The sequence below is a fragment of the Streptomyces sp. NPDC002619 genome (genome assembly GCF_042889305.1).
Taxonomy (GTDB): Bacteria; Actinomycetota; Actinomycetes; order Streptomycetales; family Streptomycetaceae; genus Streptomyces.
Genome location: NZ_JBIAQV010000012.1, coordinates 187,826 through 202,008 on the forward strand (window position 1 = coordinate 187,826; position 14,183 = coordinate 202,008).

Here is a 14,183-nt window from a genome sequence, read left to right on the forward strand (position 1 = left end):
CGCGCCCCAGCCCAAGCGCAGCCGATCCACAGCTGGACCACAGCCCGAGCCGCAGCCGGGCAACAGTCGCACCACATGAAAAAGGACCCCGTCGGGGTCCTCGTTCAGCATGCTCCCCCGACTGGACTCGAACCAGTAACCTGCCGGTTAACAGCCGGCTGCTCTGCCAATTGAGCTACGGAGGACCGAGCTCCCCCGACTGGACTCGAACCAGTAACCTGCCGGTTAACAGCCGGCTGCTCTGCCAATTGAGCTACGGAGGAATGCCTCGTTGCATCGAACGTACCTACCTGGGTATTCGCCAGGGGGCGCGCGCTCGCTGCGACACATACATTAGCGCAAGCAGGGGGGTGCTCCGCCAATCGGTTCCCCCCTGTCGCTACGCCGCACCAAAGACCTACGCAAGGGAAGGGTGGCCGCCATGCGCTACCGGCTCACGTTCGTCGCCGGACTCGCCCTCGGTTACGTGCTGGGCACGCGGGCCGGGCGCGAGCGCTACGAGCAGCTGAAGAAATCTGCTCAGCAGTTCGCGCAGAACCCCGCCGTCCGCAACACCGCCGAGACGGCGGCCCAGCAGGGGCGCCAGTTCGCGGGCAAGGCCTTCCACACGGTGACCTACAAGGTCGGCGACCACGTCCCCGACTCAGTGGTCCAGCGGGTACGGTCCCTGCGCGAGCGCGCCTCGAACGGCGCCGTCGAGGACGACTGGGGCACCAGCAACACCTAGGCCACCTGGAAAGCGTCCCGCCCACGGCGGTCTTCAGCCGCGCGATGCGGCAGAATTTCATGCCATGGGGATAGTCGCCGGGTTGGACAGCTCGCCCGATTTCACTCGCATCGTCGTCTGCGACGCGGACACCGGAGCCGTGCTCCGGCAGGGCTACGCGCCGCATCCGGTGGAGAACGCCGAGGCCGGCCGTCCCTCCGACATGGATCCGCAGGCCTGGCTGCTGTCCCTGGGCGAGGCCGCCGGGGGCGGACTGCTCGAGGGCGTGCAGGCCATCGGTGTCTCCGCGCAACAGAACGCGCTGATCCCGCTGGACGCGCAGGGCAACACCGTGCGCCCGGCGATGATCGGCGGGGACAAGCGCGCGCAGGTCGCCGCGGCCGACCTGATCGACGCGCTCGGTGGGCGCGAGGCGTGGGCGCAGGCGGTGGGGAGCGTGCCGCAGGCCGCGCAGCCCGTCACCAAGCTGCGCTGGCTCGCCAAGGCCGAACCCGAGAGCGCCCGGCGCACGGCCGCGCTGCTGCAGGCGCACGACTGGCTCGTGTGGCAACTGCTCGGGCGGCCCATGAGACGGACCACCGATCGTGGTGGTGCCTCCGGGACCGGGTACTGGTCCGCCGGCACCGGTGGCTACCGGCCCGATCTCGTCGAGCTGGCGCTCGGTCACCAGGCCGCGCTGCCCGATGTGATCGGCCCGTCGGAGGCGGCCGGTACGACGCCGGAGGGGCTGCTGATCTCCGCGGGCACCGGGGAGACCATGGCCGCCGCCTTCGGACTGGGGATCGGGCTCGGTGACGCCGTCGTGTCGCTGGGGGCCTCCGGGTCCGTAATGGCCGTCCATCCCGAGGCACTCGCCGACCAGTCCGGGATGATCACCTCGCTCGCCGACGCCACTGGCCTGCATCTGCCGGTCGTGACCACCCTGAACGCCGTGCGGACCCTGCGTGGCACCGCCGAACTCCTCGGGCTGGCCGACCTGGAGAGCCTGTCCGACCTCGCCATGAAGTCGACGCCGGGCTCCCACGGACTCGTACTCCTCCCCTATCTGGAGGGTGAGCGGACACCGAATCTGCCGCACACCGCCGGGACCCTCGCCGGGCTGCGGCGCGAGTCGATGAAGCCCGAGCATCTGGCGCGGGCCGCGTTCGAGGGCATGCTGTGCGGGCTCGCGGACGCGCTGGACGTGCTGCGCGGCCGGGGTGTGGACGTACGGCGGATCTTCCTGCTCGGGCAGGCCGCCGAGCTGCCCGCCGTACAGGCCGCGGCGCCCTCGCTGTTCGGCGCGCAGGTCGTCGTACCGCAGCCCGCGGACTACGCCGCGATCGGTGCCGCCCGGCAGGCGGCCTGGGCGCTCGGCGTGTCGCGGGGGACGCTCGACCCGCGCAACCCGCCGGTGTGGCAGGGCGCGGTGGCCCAGGTCCTGGACCCGGGTGAGGAACTGGCCGTGGGTCAGGCGGTGCGCCAGCAGTTCGTGTCGGTACGGGAGCAGACCCATCCTGGGGCGTTTCGGGCGTAAGCCGTAGGGCTGGAGACCTATGCGGATGCATCCTTGGTCCGCTGTTGGGTTAATCGGTTGAGGTAACGCGGGTGGAGTGTCCGACGATAGGGGCCCAGGGCAGAACGACCGCCCCTCACTCGCCGACTCCGAGAGACGTAGCGTGCTCATACGACTTCTGCGGACCTATCTCAGGCCCTACAAGAAACCCATCGCCGTACTGGTGCTGCTGCAGTTCCTGCAGACCTGCGCCACCCTCTACCTGCCCACGCTGAACGCGGACATCATCGACAACGGTGTCGTGAAGGGTGACACGGGTTACATCCTGTCCTTCGGCGCCCTGATGATCGGCGTCTCACTGGCGCAGGTCGTGTGCAACGTCGGCGCCGTCTACTACGGCGCCCGGACCGCGTCGGCGCTCGGCCGTGATGTACGCGCCGCCATCTTCGACCGCGTGCAGTCCTTCTCCTCGCGTGAGGTGGGTCACTTCGGCGCGCCCTCGCTCATCACGCGTACGACGAACGACGTGCAGCAGGTCCAGATGCTGGCCCTGCTGACGTTCACGCTGATGGTGTCGGCGCCCATCATGTGCGTCGGCGGCATCGTTCTCGCGCTCGGCCTGGACGTGCCGCTGTCCGGCGTGCTGGTCGCCGTCGTGCCGGTGCTCGGCATCTCCGTGACGCTGATCGTGCGCCGGCTGCGGCCGCTGTTCCGCTCCATGCAGGTGCGGCTCGACACGGTGAACCGGGTGCTGCGCGAGCAGATCACCGGCAACCGCGTCATCCGCGCCTTCGTGCGGGACGAGTACGAGCAGGACCGTTTCCGTAAGTCGAACACCGAGCTCACCGAGATGCAGTTGGCGACCGGCCGCATGCTCGCGCTGATGTTCCCGATCGTCATGACGGTGGTGAACCTGTCGTCCATCGCGGTCGTCTGGTTCGGCGCCCACCGCATCGCCAGCGGCGGGATGGCGATCGGCGATCTGACGGCGTTCCTCGCCTATCTCATGCAGATCGTCATGTCCGTGATGATGGCCACCTTCATGTTCATGATGGTGCCGCGCGCCGAGGTGTGCGCCGAGCGCATCGAGGAGGTCCTTCAGACCGAGTCCAGCGTGGTGCCGCCGCTCGCGCCGGTCACCGAGCTGCGCCGGCACGGCCATCTGGAGATCCGCGGCGCCGGGTTCCGCTATCCGGGCGCCGAGGAGCCGGTGCTGCGCGCCATCGACCTGGAGGCCCGGCCCGGTGAGACGACCGCCGTGATCGGCTCCACCGGCAGCGGCAAGTCGACGCTGCTCGGGCTGGTCCCGCGGCTGTTCGACGTGACCGACGGCGACGTGCTGGTGGACGGTGTCCCCGTGGCGGACGTCGAGCCTCGACTGCTCGCGCGGACGGTCGGCCTCGTGCCGCAGAAGCCGTACCTGTTCGCGGGCACGGTGGCGACCAATCTGCGGTACGGCAATCCCGACGCCACCGACGAGGAGCTGTGGCACGCGTTGGAGGTGGCGCAGGCCAAGGATTTCGTGACCAAGCTGGAGGGCGGGCTGAACGCGCCCATCGCGCAGGGCGGTACGAATGTCTCCGGCGGTCAGCGACAGCGGCTGGCCATCGCCCGCACGCTCGTGCAGCGCCCGGAGATCTACCTCTTCGACGACTCCTTCTCCGCCCTCGACTACGCCACCGACGCGGCCCTGCGCGCGGCGCTCGGCCGGGAGACCGCCGACGCCACCGTGGTGATCGTCGCCCAGCGCGTGGCGACCATCCGGGAGGCCGACCGGATCGTGGTCCTGGACGAGGGCCGCGTCGTCGGCACCGGCCGGCACCACGAACTCATGGCGGACAACGAAACCTACCGGGAGATCGTGCTCTCCCAGCTCACGGAAGCGGAGGCTGCCTGATGGCCGGGCCCATGGGACGCATGATGGCCGGGGGCGGCCCCGACCAGCGCTCGATGGACTTCAAGGGGTCGGGCAAACGGCTCATCGGCCTGTTCCGACCCGAACGCGTCACCATCTACGTACTGCTCATGTGCGTGGTCGTCAGCGTGACCCTCAGCGTCATCGGACCGAAGATCCTCGGCCGGGCCACCGACCTGGTGTTCTCCGGCATCATCGGCCGGCAGATGCCCGCAGGCGCCACCAAGGAGCAGGTGCTCGCCGGTATGCGCGAGCGCGGTGACGGTGCCATGGCGGACATGCTGAAGAGCACCGACTTCACCCCCGGCAAGGGCATCGACTTCGACGCCGTCGGGAACGTACTCCTCTTCGCGCTGGTCACGTTCCTCGTGGCCGGTCTGCTGATGGCGGTGGCGACGCGGCTGGTGAACCGAGCCGTCAACCGCACGATGTACCGGATGCGGCAGGACGTGCAGGCGAAGCTGTCGCGGCTGCCGCTGTCGTACTTCGACAAGCGCCAGCGCGGCGAGGTGCTCTCGCGGGCGACCAACGACATCGACAACATCGGCCAGACGCTCCAGCAGTCGATGGGCCAGCTCATCAACTCGGTGCTCACCATCATCGGTGTGCTGGTGGTGATGTTCTGGGTGTCGTGGCTGCTGGCGCTGGTCGCCCTCGTCACCGTCCCGCTGTCGTTCGTCGTCGCGACGCGCATCGGCAAGCGGTCGCAGCCGCACTTCGTGCAGCAGTGGCGCTCCACCGGCAAGCTGAACGCGCACGTCGAGGAGATGTACACCGGGCACACCCTGGTGAAGGTGTTCGGGCGCCAGGACGAGTCGGCGCAGCAGTTCGCCGAGCAGAACGACGCGCTGTACGAGGCCGGGTTCAAGGCCCAGTTCAACAGCGGGGTGATGCAGCCGCTGATGATGTTCGTGTCGAACCTCAACTACGTGCTGGTGGCGGTCGTCGGCGGTCTGCGGGTCGCCTCGGGCGCGCTGTCGATCGGTGACGTACAGGCCTTCATCCAGTACTCGCGGCAGTTCTCGATGCCGCTGACGCAGGTCGCCTCGATGGCCAACCTGGTGCAGTCGGGCGTGGCTTCGGCGGAGCGGATCTTCGAACTCCTGGACGCGGAGGAGCAGGAGGCGGACCCGATGCCGGGCGAGCGGCCCGAGGAACTGCGCGGGCGGGTGGCGCTCGAGCACGTGTCCTTCCGGTACGACCCGGAGCAGCCGCTGATCGAGGACCTCTCGCTGAAGGTCGAGCCCGGTCACACGGTCGCGATCGTCGGCCCGACCGGCGCGGGCAAGACCACGCTGGTCAACCTGCTGATGCGGTTCTACGACGTCTCCGGCGGGCGCATCACGCTCGACGGCGTCGACATCGCGAAGATGTCCCGGGACGAACTGCGCGCCGGCATAGGCATGGTGTTGCAGGACACGTGGCTGTTCGGCGGCACGATCGCGGAGAACATCGCGTACGGCGCCTCGCGCGGGGTCACGCGCGGCGAGATCGAGGATGCGGCGCGGGCGGCCCACGCCGACCGGTTCATCCGGACGCTGCCCGACGGCTACGACACCGTGATCGACGACGAGGGCACGGGGGTCAGCGCCGGTGAGAAGCAGCTCATCACCATCGCGCGGGCGTTCCTGTCCGACCCGGTGATCCTGGTGCTCGACGAGGCGACGAGTTCGGTGGACACGCGGACCGAGGTGCTGATCCAGAAGGCGATGGCCAAACTCGCCCACGGGCGCACATCGTTCGTGATCGCGCACCGGCTCTCCACCATCCGGGACGCGGACACGATCCTGGTGATGGAGAACGGCTCGATCGTCGAACAGGGCGTGCATGCGGAGCTGTTGGCGGCCGACGGGGCATATGCGCGGCTGTACAAGGCGCAGTTCGCGCAGGCGGTGGCGGAAGTCGACTGAGTGCGGGGGGCCGCCCGCGAGGGCGGCCCCTTCTCAGTCCAGGTAACCCCTCAGCTGGTCCGCGAACGCGTGGTCCCTGAGCTTGTTCAGGGTCTTCGACTCGATCTGACGGATGCGTTCCCGTGTCACGCCGAAGATGCGGCCGATCTCCTCCAGCGTGCGGGGGCGGCCGTCGACGAGGCCGTAACGGAGTTGTACGACCTTTCGTTCGCGCTCCCCCAGTGTCGACAGTACGGCCTCCAGATGCTCCCTGAGCAGCAGGAACGCGGCCGATTCGACGGGGCTCGCGGCGTCGCCGTCCTCGATGAGGTCGCCGAGGGCTACGTCGTCCTCCTCGCCCACCGGTGCGTGCAGCGAGACCGGTTCCTGGGCCAGGCGCAGTACCTCGCTGACCCGCTCGGGCGGCAGTTCGAGGTGGGCGGCGACCTCGTCCGGGGTGGGTTCGTACCCGCGCTCCTGAAGCATCCGCCGCTGCACGCGCACGACGCGGTTGATCAGCTCGACGACGTGCACGGGGACGCGGATGGTGCGGGCCTGGTCCGCGAGGGCGCGGGACATGGCCTGGCGGATCCACCAGGTGGCGTACGTCGAGAACTTGTAGCCGCGGGCGTAGTCGAACTTCTCGACGGCCCTGATGAGCCCGAGGTTGCCCTCCTGCACGAGGTCGAGCATGGTCAGGCCGCGGCCGACGTACCGCTTGGCGACGGAGACCACGAGCCGCAGGTTCGACTCGATGAGCCGGCGTTTCGCCATCCGCCCCATGACGACCAGCCGGTCGAGGTCGAGGGCGAGTCCGTCGTCGAGGCCGGGCGTGTTGCCCAGCCTCTCTTCGGCGAACAGGCCGGCTTCGACACGGCGGGCGAGTTCGACCTCCTCGGCGGCGGTGAGCAGCGGGATACGGCCGATCTCGCGCAGGTACTGGCGGAACAGGTCCGAGGAGGGGCCACTGGTGTCGGCGCGGGCCGCGGGCGGTGCGAGTTCGGGGGGCTCGATGGCCTCCGTGGTGAACGCTTCGGCGGGCGGCTCGGCCGGCTCGGGCGCGGCCTCCGGCTCCGCGTCGGGGTGGAGCGCGACACGGTTCTGCGGTGGCACGCCCGCGAAGACCTCCGTCCCGGCCTCGGGCTCGTCCGTCTCGCTGCTGTCGGTCTGGGTGAGGGTCTGGGTCTGCACGGGGGCGACCTCCAGGATGATCGCTGCCAAGGAGTACGGCAGCGGTACTTCGGGGGCGGAGTCGACGGCCTCGCCGCTGTCCGTCCCGTACGTGATGAGCGGAACCGCGGGGGTTTTGGACCCGTGGGGGACGGATCGGCCGCGCTCCGAGGACTCAGGCACCGCCCCCAGTGTGGGGTAAGACACATCGCCGCCACGAGGGGCGTGCGGTGACTTTTTGCGTCCGGCCGGTGACGGCGCGCCTACAGCGCGTTCGCTCCGCGCTCGCGCAACGCCTGTCCGTACTGCTGGAGTACCCACAACTCGTTCTGTACGGAGGCCAGATGGGCGGGGTCACCGTTCGTACCGAGGCGGGTGAGGGTGATCTGGATCTCGTGGATGCGGCGGTCGACAGCGCGGCGGCGGACAGTCACGAGTTGTTCGCCCGCGTAGGCCTCGTCGACCGTACGACGCATGATCGCCTCGACGGCCAGCTCGGTCACCATCGCGCGGACCGCGTCGTCGGGAGCCGCCTCACGGACGCGGACCAGGTACTCCTGCGGGTCCTGGACGCCGTACTCGACGCCGCCCGCCTCGATGACGACCTCACGTACGGCCGCGTAGGGCGGGGCGGTGAACTCGTCGACGCCGTACGCGTCGAAGGCGGGGGCCACCAACTCCGGGCGCTGGAGGGCGAGTTTGAGCAGCTCGCGTTCCGTGGCGTACACCGGGTTGCGGAGGTTGAGGGCGGGGCCGGAGGCGGTGGGGCGGGCGGCCTGTGCTGCGTACTGGTGCTGCGGGCCGCGCGCCGGTGCGGGGCCCTTGCCGCCGCGGTCGCGGGCCCAGCGCGCCAGCTGGGCGACGCGCTTGACCACGAACTGGGTGTCCAAGATGCCGAGCATGCCTGCGAGTTCGACCGCGACCTCGTGCTGGGCGCCGCTGTTCTTGATGCGGGCGACGATCGGGGCGGCCTCGTCCAGGGCGGCCGCACGGCCCGCCGGGGTGTCGAGGTCGTAGCGGCTCACGACCTGCCGCAGCGCGAACTCGAAGAGCGGGGTGCGGGGTTCGACCAGGTCGGCGACCGCCTCGTCACCCTTCGCGAGTCGCAGATCACAGGGGTCCATGCCGTCGGGGGCGATGGCGATGTAGGTCTCGGCGGCGAACTTCTGGTCGTCCTCGAAGGCGCGCAGGGCCGCCTTCTGGCCGGCCGCGTCGCCGTCGAAGGTGAAGATGACGCGGGCGCTGCCGTTGTCCATCAGCAGGCGGCGCAGGATCTTGATGTGGTCGCCGCCGAAGGCCGTGCCGCAGGTCGCGATGGCCGTCGTCACGCCCGCGAGGTGGCAGGCCATGACGTCCGTGTAGCCCTCGACGACGACCGCGCGGCTGGCCTTGGCGATGTCCTTCTTCGCGAGGTCGATGCCGTAGAGGACCTGCGACTTCCTGTAGATCGCTGTGTCGGGCGTGTTGAGGTACTTCGGGCCGTTGTCCGCCTCGTACAGCTTGCGGGCGCCGAACCCGACGACCTCGCCGCCGATGTCGCGGATCGGCCACATCAGCCGGCCGCGGAAGCGATCGATGGGGCCGCGGCGGCCCTCCTGGGCGAGGCCGGACAGGAGGATTTCCTTGTCGGTGAAGCCCTTGCCGCGGAGGTACTTGGTGAGGTGGTCCCAGCCCTGGGGGCTGTAGCCGACGCCGAAGTGGACCGCCGCCGCCTGGTCGAAGCCACGCTCGGCGAGGAAGACCCGACCGGCCTCGGCCTCGGGACTGGTGGCGAGCTGCTCGGCGTACCACTGCGCGGCGACCTTGTGTGCCTCGACCAGACGGATGCGCTCGCCGCGTTGGTGGGCGGGGTTGTACCCGCCCTCCTCGTAGCGCAGGGTGATGCCGGCCTGGGCGGCGAGGCGCTCGACGGCCTCCGAGAAGGAGAGGTGGTCGACCTTCATCACGAACGTGATGGTGTCGCCGCCCTCCTGGCAGCCGAAGCAGTGGAAGAGCCCCTTGCTCGGGCTGACCTGGAAGGACGGCGACTTCTCGTCGTGGAACGGGCACAGCCCCTTGAGGTTGCCGCCGCCCGCGTTGCGCAGCTGGAGGTACTCGGACACGACGGCGTCGATCGGGACCGCGTCCCTGACCGCCTTCACGTCCTCGTCGTTGATCCGTCCTGCCACGCATGAATTCTACGGGGCCAAACCGTCATCCCTGAGGCTTGAGGTCTTTCGGCCGGAGGTCCGGGGGTTGCCCCCCGGGAATTGCAGCACGGGGGCGGAGCCGCACTCAAGATGCCAAGGTTTCGAGTGAAATGTGCGGGTCCGCCAAGTCCTCCGTGTTCACCTGGGCCTGGGAGCGGATCAGCCGCTGGATGGGATCTGTGACGTCCCACACATTCACGTTCATCCCGGCGAGGACGCGTCCCTCCTTCAGCCAGAACGCGATGAACTCCCGTTTGCCCGCGTCGCCCCGGATCACCACCTCGTCGTACGACCCCGGAGGCGCCCAGCCGCTGTATTCCATCCCCAGGTCGTACTGGTCGGTGAAGAAGTAGGGCACCCGGTCGTAGACGACGTCCCGGTCGAGCATCGCGCGGGCCGCCGCCGGGCCGCCGTTGAGGGCGTTCGCCCAGTGCTCCACCCGCAGCCGGGTGCCGAACAGGTCGAGCGGGAAGCACGCCACGTCACCGGCCGCGAAGATGTCGGGGTCGGAGGTGCGCAGCCGCTCGTCCACCGTGACGCCCCCGCCGTGGGCCCGCTCGGCGAGCTGGAGCCCGGCCGCCTCGGCGAGCCCGATGCGCGGGGCCGCGCCGATCGCCGCGAGCACGTCGTGCGCGAGATGTTCCTCGCCGTCGTCGGTGCGGGCGGCGAGGACCATGCCGTCCTGGCCGACGATCTCCGTCAGCCGCGCGCCGAAGTGGAAGCGGACGCCGTGCTCGCGGTGCAGCTCGCCGAAGACGTTGCCCAGCTCGGGGCCGAGGACGCCGTACAGCGGGGTCGGCTCGGGTTCGACCACGGTGACCTCGGCGCCGTACGTACGGGCCGCCGCCGCGACCTCCAGGCCGATCCAGCCCGCGCCCGCGATGACGATGTGGCCGTTGTCCCGGCCGAGCGAGGTGAGCACGCCCTTGAGCCGCTCGGCGTGCGCGAGGCGGCGCAGATGGTGGACGCCCGCGAGCTCGGTGCCGGGGATGTCGAGGCGGCGGGGTTCCGCGCCGGTGGCGAGCAGCAGCTTGTCGTAGTGGACCTGGGTGCCGTCGTCGCCGAAGTGGACGGTCTTCGCCGCCCGGTCGATCGAGTCGACCGTCTGGCCGAGGTGCAGCTCGATGTCGTTCTGCGCGTACCAGGCGGGCTCGTGCACGAAGACGCTGTCGCGCTCCTCCTTGCCGAGCAGATAGCCCTTGGAGAGGGGAGGGCGTTCGTAGGGGTGGTCGCGTTCGTCGCCGATCAGTATCACGCGGCCGGTGAAACCCTCCGACCGAAGCGTCTCGGCCGCCTTGGCGCCGGCCAGACCTCCTCCGACGATGACGAATGTCTGATCCGCGTCGACCACTTGATGCCTCCTCGTAAGGGTGCCGCCACATGTGAGCGTCCCGCACCGCGTGTGCTGCGGGAAGGGGGAGTGACTCGATCAGGCCACGGAGGGCCACGTCCGGGTCGGCTCCGGGCCACCTCAGGGACCCGCATCCCGCCAGTCTCACGTGTAGGTCACACGCGTCCCGTCAGGCGCGCGTGCAGCGAACGGGCGGAAGCGTCGGTGAGGGAGGCGATCTGGTCGACGATCACGCGTTTGCGGGCGTGGTCGTTGGGTGCCGCCTCGAACAGGGCGCGGAACTGCGGGTCCAGTCCTTCGGGGGCCCGGGCCGTGAGTGCCTCGGCCAGTTCGGCGACGACGATCCGCTGGTCGGCGCGCAGCCGCTCCTGTTCGGCGCGCTGCATGACGTACCGGTCGGCGACCGCCTTGAGGACCGCGCACTCCATACGGGTGCTTCTCGGTACGACGAGTTCGGCGCCATAGCGGATGAGCCGGCCGCTGCCGTACGCCTCCCTCGTGGCGCCCTCGGCGGCGAGGCAGAAGCGGCCGATGAGCTGGCTGGTGGCGTCCTTGAGGCGGGCCTGGGCGACCGCGGTGCCGTCGTAGCCGTGCGGCCACCACTCCTGGTCCTGGAGCCGGTCGAGGGCTTCGGCGAGTTCGGCGGGTTCGGTGTCGGCCGGGACGTACCGGCCGACGGCGACCGCGAGGACCGCTTGCCGTTCGGGCTCGGCGTGCAGGACGTCGGGGTCGATGTGACCGGCGTGCAAGCCGTCCTCGACGTCGTGCACCGAGTACGCCACGTCGTCGGACCAGTCCATGACCTGGGCCTCGAAGCACGTGCGCGTGCCGGGGGCCTCCTTGCGGACCCAGTCGAAGACCGGCCGGTCGTCCTCGTACACCCCGAACTTCGGGGACGCGGGGTCGGTGGGGTGGGCGCCGCGCGGCCAGGGGTACTTGGTGGCGGCGTCGAGGGCGGCGCGGGTGAGGTTGAGGCCGACGGAGCCCTCCGGGGTGAACCGTTTGGGCTCGATACGGGTGAGGAGTCTGAGGGACTGGGCGTTGCCCTCGAAGCCGCCGCAGTCGTCGGCGAACTCGTTGAGGGCCTGTTCGCCGTTGTGGCCGAAGGGAGGGTGGCCGAGGTCGTGGGACAGGCAGGCGGCCTCGACGAGGTCGGGGTCACAGCCGAGGGCCGCGCCCAGCTCGCGGCCGACCTGGGCGCACTCCAGGGAGTGGGTGAGGCGGGTGCGGGGGCTGGCGTCCCAGACCTGGCTCTGGTCGCCGGGGGTGACGACCTGGGTCTTTCCGGCGAGGCGTCGTAGGGCCGCGGAGTGCAGGATGCGGGCGCGGTCGCGTTGGAAGGCGGTGCGGCCGGGGCGTTTGTCCGGTTCCGGGGCCCAGCGGTCGGCTGACGCCGGGTCGTATGCGATGCCTGCGATGCCTGCCATGGGTCGACAGTAGACGCCTAATCGTCTGCCCGGTTCTGTTGTGTCGGCGGGTGCTGGGTTCGTTGTGGTTGATCGCGCCCACGCGGCGGAGCCGCAAATCAATACAGCCCCGCGCCCCTTTAGGCCGCTCCAGTGAGCGCAGTCGCAAGGGTCTGCTCGTAGCGGTGGACGATCAGGTCGGCCATCGCTTCGTGGGCTCCCAGGGGGGCCGCTGCCATCCCTGGCGCCGCTTCCGCGCACTGTGTTGCGAAGCGGCCCGGGGTTGTGAAGCAGGAGGCCAGGGCTATTCGGGTGCGGCCCCTTGCCCTCAGGGACCGTACCGCCGTTTCCACCGTCGGGGTCGCCGCCGACGCGTACGCCGGGATCACCGGTACGCCCAGGCGGGCGGCGAGGAGGTGGGCCGTTCGGCGGGTGTCCTTGGTCGAGTCGGGGTCGCGGGAGCCCGCGGAGGCGAGGACGACGCCGCTCGTGCGGCGGGTGGCGTCGTCCATGCGGGTGCGCCGGCCCGCCTCGACCAGGCGGGCGTGCAGGGTGTCCACGAGGAGGGGGTGCGGGCCGAGCGGGGCTGCCACGCGCGCGTGCGGGCCGGCGGCGGCCGCCATCTCCGGGATGTCCCGTTTCACGTGGTAGCCGCGGGTGAGGAGGAGCGGTACGAGGACGGACGGGGTCGTTCCGAGCGCGGCGAGGGTGTCGGGCAGCAGAGGCTCGTTCAACTCGATGTGGCCCAGGTGCACCGGCACCGCCGGGCGCAGGCGCCGTACACGCTCCATCAGCGCGCGGACCGTGTCGAGCGCGCGCGGGTCGCGGCTGCCGTGGGCCACGAGGACGAGGGCGGGCGGGCCCGGGCGGCGTCTGCCGTCGAGCGAGACGAGGCTGAGCCGGCCGGCGAGCCGGCTGCTGATGCTGTTCATGAGGTGCGCCGTGCTGTCGAGGTGGAAACGGGACTCGTCGCGAGGAGGGTTCGACGCCGTCATGGAAGGATCCTGGCGGCAGGAGGTTGCACACCCGTTGCACGGTGGTCACGAGTGTTTTCCGACACTTCACGCCAGAGGTCCGGGCGGCGTGAGGTGAACCGGATCATCGTGGGCCGCGTCTTCAAGGGGCGAGACGAACTGGGGGGGACCACATGAAGATCGGTCGACCGCGCCTGCCACGCGCTCCTTTCTTTTGGCGTGAGTCGCCGGGGCGCTACAGCCGGCGGCGAGAGGGCGATCGTGCTCACCCCTTCGGGCCTCCGCGCGTTCGCCCTCTCGACACCGGCGCGCCCCGGCGACTCACGCGTGCCGGGTGGCGGCGTCTGGTGCAGGGCGTGATGGTCGCGTGCGTGCTGGCGCTGCTTCCGGCGACCTGGCTGTTCGTGTCCACGGAGGACCGGCTGCGCGACACCGCCGACGTGCCGCGCACCGAGGTCGCCGTCGTCTTCGGCGCGGGGCTGTGGGACGGCGAGCCGTCGCCGTACCTCGCGCACCGGCTGGACGCGGCGGCGAAGCTGTACCGCACGGGCCGTATCGAGGTCGTCCTGGTCACCGGCGACAACAGCCGCGAGGACTACGACGAGCCGGACGCGATGCGCGCCTACCTCACCAGGCACGGCGTGCCGGACGCGCGCATCGTCAGCGACTACGCGGGCTTCGACACCTGGGACTCTTGTGTCCGCGCGAAGAATATCTTCGGGGTGGACCGGGCTGTCCTGATCAGCCAGGGCTTCCACATCCGGCGCGCGGTGGCGCTGTGCGAGGCGGCGGGCGTCGACTCGTACGGCGTCGGGGTCGACGCCAAGCACGACGTGACCTGGTACTACGGCGGCACCCGCGAGGTCTTCGCGGCGGGCAAGGCGGCGCTGGACGCGGTGTTCCGGCCGGATCCGCGGTTCCTGGGGCCGAAGGAACCGGGGGTGGCTCGGGCGCTGGCCGCCACCGGTCGGTGAGCTGTGGGTTCCTCACGGTGGTCGGGGCGGCGCGGGGAGGTCGTCGTCCCGGCCGTGTAACAGGGAGTCGGCACGGGACGTAACACGCCCGAC

At 70.3% G+C, this 14,183-nt stretch carries 10 protein-coding genes and 2 tRNA genes; 5 read left to right on the top strand and 7 right to left on the bottom strand.

Features of this window, described 5'->3' with window-relative positions; translation table 11 throughout:
- Positions 1–112: 112 nt before the first annotated feature.
- A tRNA-Asn gene (locus ACFYXB_RS21180) sits at positions 113–185 on the bottom strand.
- 5 nt (positions 186–190) lie between these two features.
- Positions 191–263: transfer RNA gene (locus ACFYXB_RS21185), tRNA-Asn, on the bottom strand.
- Between the two features lie 158 nt (positions 264–421).
- On the opposite strand from ACFYXB_RS21185, the gene ACFYXB_RS21190 reads away from it, so the two are divergent.
- The 4 genes from ACFYXB_RS21190 to ACFYXB_RS21205 all read left to right on the top strand — a co-directional run bounded on the left by ACFYXB_RS21190 (position 422) and on the right by ACFYXB_RS21205 (position 6,047).
- Positions 422–727, top strand: coding sequence for a YtxH domain-containing protein (locus ACFYXB_RS21190; protein ID WP_351362435.1), 306 nt, complete (start codon positions 422–424; stop codon positions 725–727).
- 64 nt (positions 728–791) lie between these two features.
- Positions 792–2,243, top strand: coding sequence for an FGGY family carbohydrate kinase (locus tag ACFYXB_RS21195; protein ID WP_351362432.1), 1,452 nt, complete (start codon positions 792–794; stop codon positions 2,241–2,243).
- A 142-nt stretch (positions 2,244–2,385) separates the two neighbouring features.
- Positions 2,386–4,119, top strand: coding sequence for an ABC transporter ATP-binding protein (locus ACFYXB_RS21200; RefSeq protein ID WP_389584496.1), 1,734 nt, complete (start codon positions 2,386–2,388; stop codon positions 4,117–4,119).
- The gene (locus ACFYXB_RS21205) at positions 4,119–6,047 is read left to right on the top strand and encodes an ABC transporter ATP-binding protein (RefSeq protein WP_389584499.1); all 1,929 of its coding nucleotides are present in this window, start codon (positions 4,119–4,121) and stop codon (positions 6,045–6,047) included. The genes ACFYXB_RS21200 and ACFYXB_RS21205 overlap by 1 nt, the downstream gene beginning before the upstream one ends.
- Positions 6,048–6,080: 33 nt before the next feature.
- Here the strand turns inward: ACFYXB_RS21205 and ACFYXB_RS21210 are convergent, their stop codons facing one another.
- The 5 genes from ACFYXB_RS21210 to ACFYXB_RS21230 all read right to left on the bottom strand — a co-directional run bounded on the left by ACFYXB_RS21210 (position 6,081) and on the right by ACFYXB_RS21230 (position 13,137).
- Positions 6,081–7,379, bottom strand: a complete 1,299-nt coding sequence (locus ACFYXB_RS21210; protein ID WP_389584502.1) for an RNA polymerase sigma factor — start codon at positions 7,377–7,379, stop codon at positions 6,081–6,083.
- 80 nt (positions 7,380–7,459) lie between these two features.
- Positions 7,460–9,364 carry a DNA primase gene (gene dnaG / locus ACFYXB_RS21215; RefSeq protein ID WP_389584505.1) on the bottom strand — a complete coding sequence of 635 codons (1,905 nt, stop codon included), beginning with the start codon at positions 9,362–9,364 and terminating at the stop codon, positions 7,460–7,462.
- A gap of 106 nt (positions 9,365–9,470) precedes the next feature.
- Entirely contained in the window at positions 9,471–10,736 is a 1,266-nt protein-coding gene (locus ACFYXB_RS21220; RefSeq protein WP_389584508.1) for an NAD(P)/FAD-dependent oxidoreductase, read from the bottom strand.
- Between the two features lie 155 nt (positions 10,737–10,891).
- Entirely contained in the window at positions 10,892–12,163 is a 1,272-nt protein-coding gene (locus tag ACFYXB_RS21225; RefSeq protein ID WP_351362419.1) for a deoxyguanosinetriphosphate triphosphohydrolase, read from the bottom strand.
- Positions 12,164–12,282: 119 nt separating this feature from the next.
- A complete protein-coding gene (locus ACFYXB_RS21230; protein WP_389584512.1) occupies positions 12,283–13,137 on the bottom strand; it encodes a sirohydrochlorin chelatase in 855 nt (284 codons plus the stop codon).
- Positions 13,138–13,475: 338 nt separating this feature from the next.
- Between ACFYXB_RS21230 and ACFYXB_RS21235 the strand changes: the two genes are divergently transcribed.
- Positions 13,476–14,090, top strand: coding sequence for an ElyC/SanA/YdcF family protein (locus ACFYXB_RS21235; protein ID WP_351359753.1), 615 nt, complete (start codon positions 13,476–13,478; stop codon positions 14,088–14,090).
- Positions 14,091–14,183: the final 93 nt, after the last annotated feature.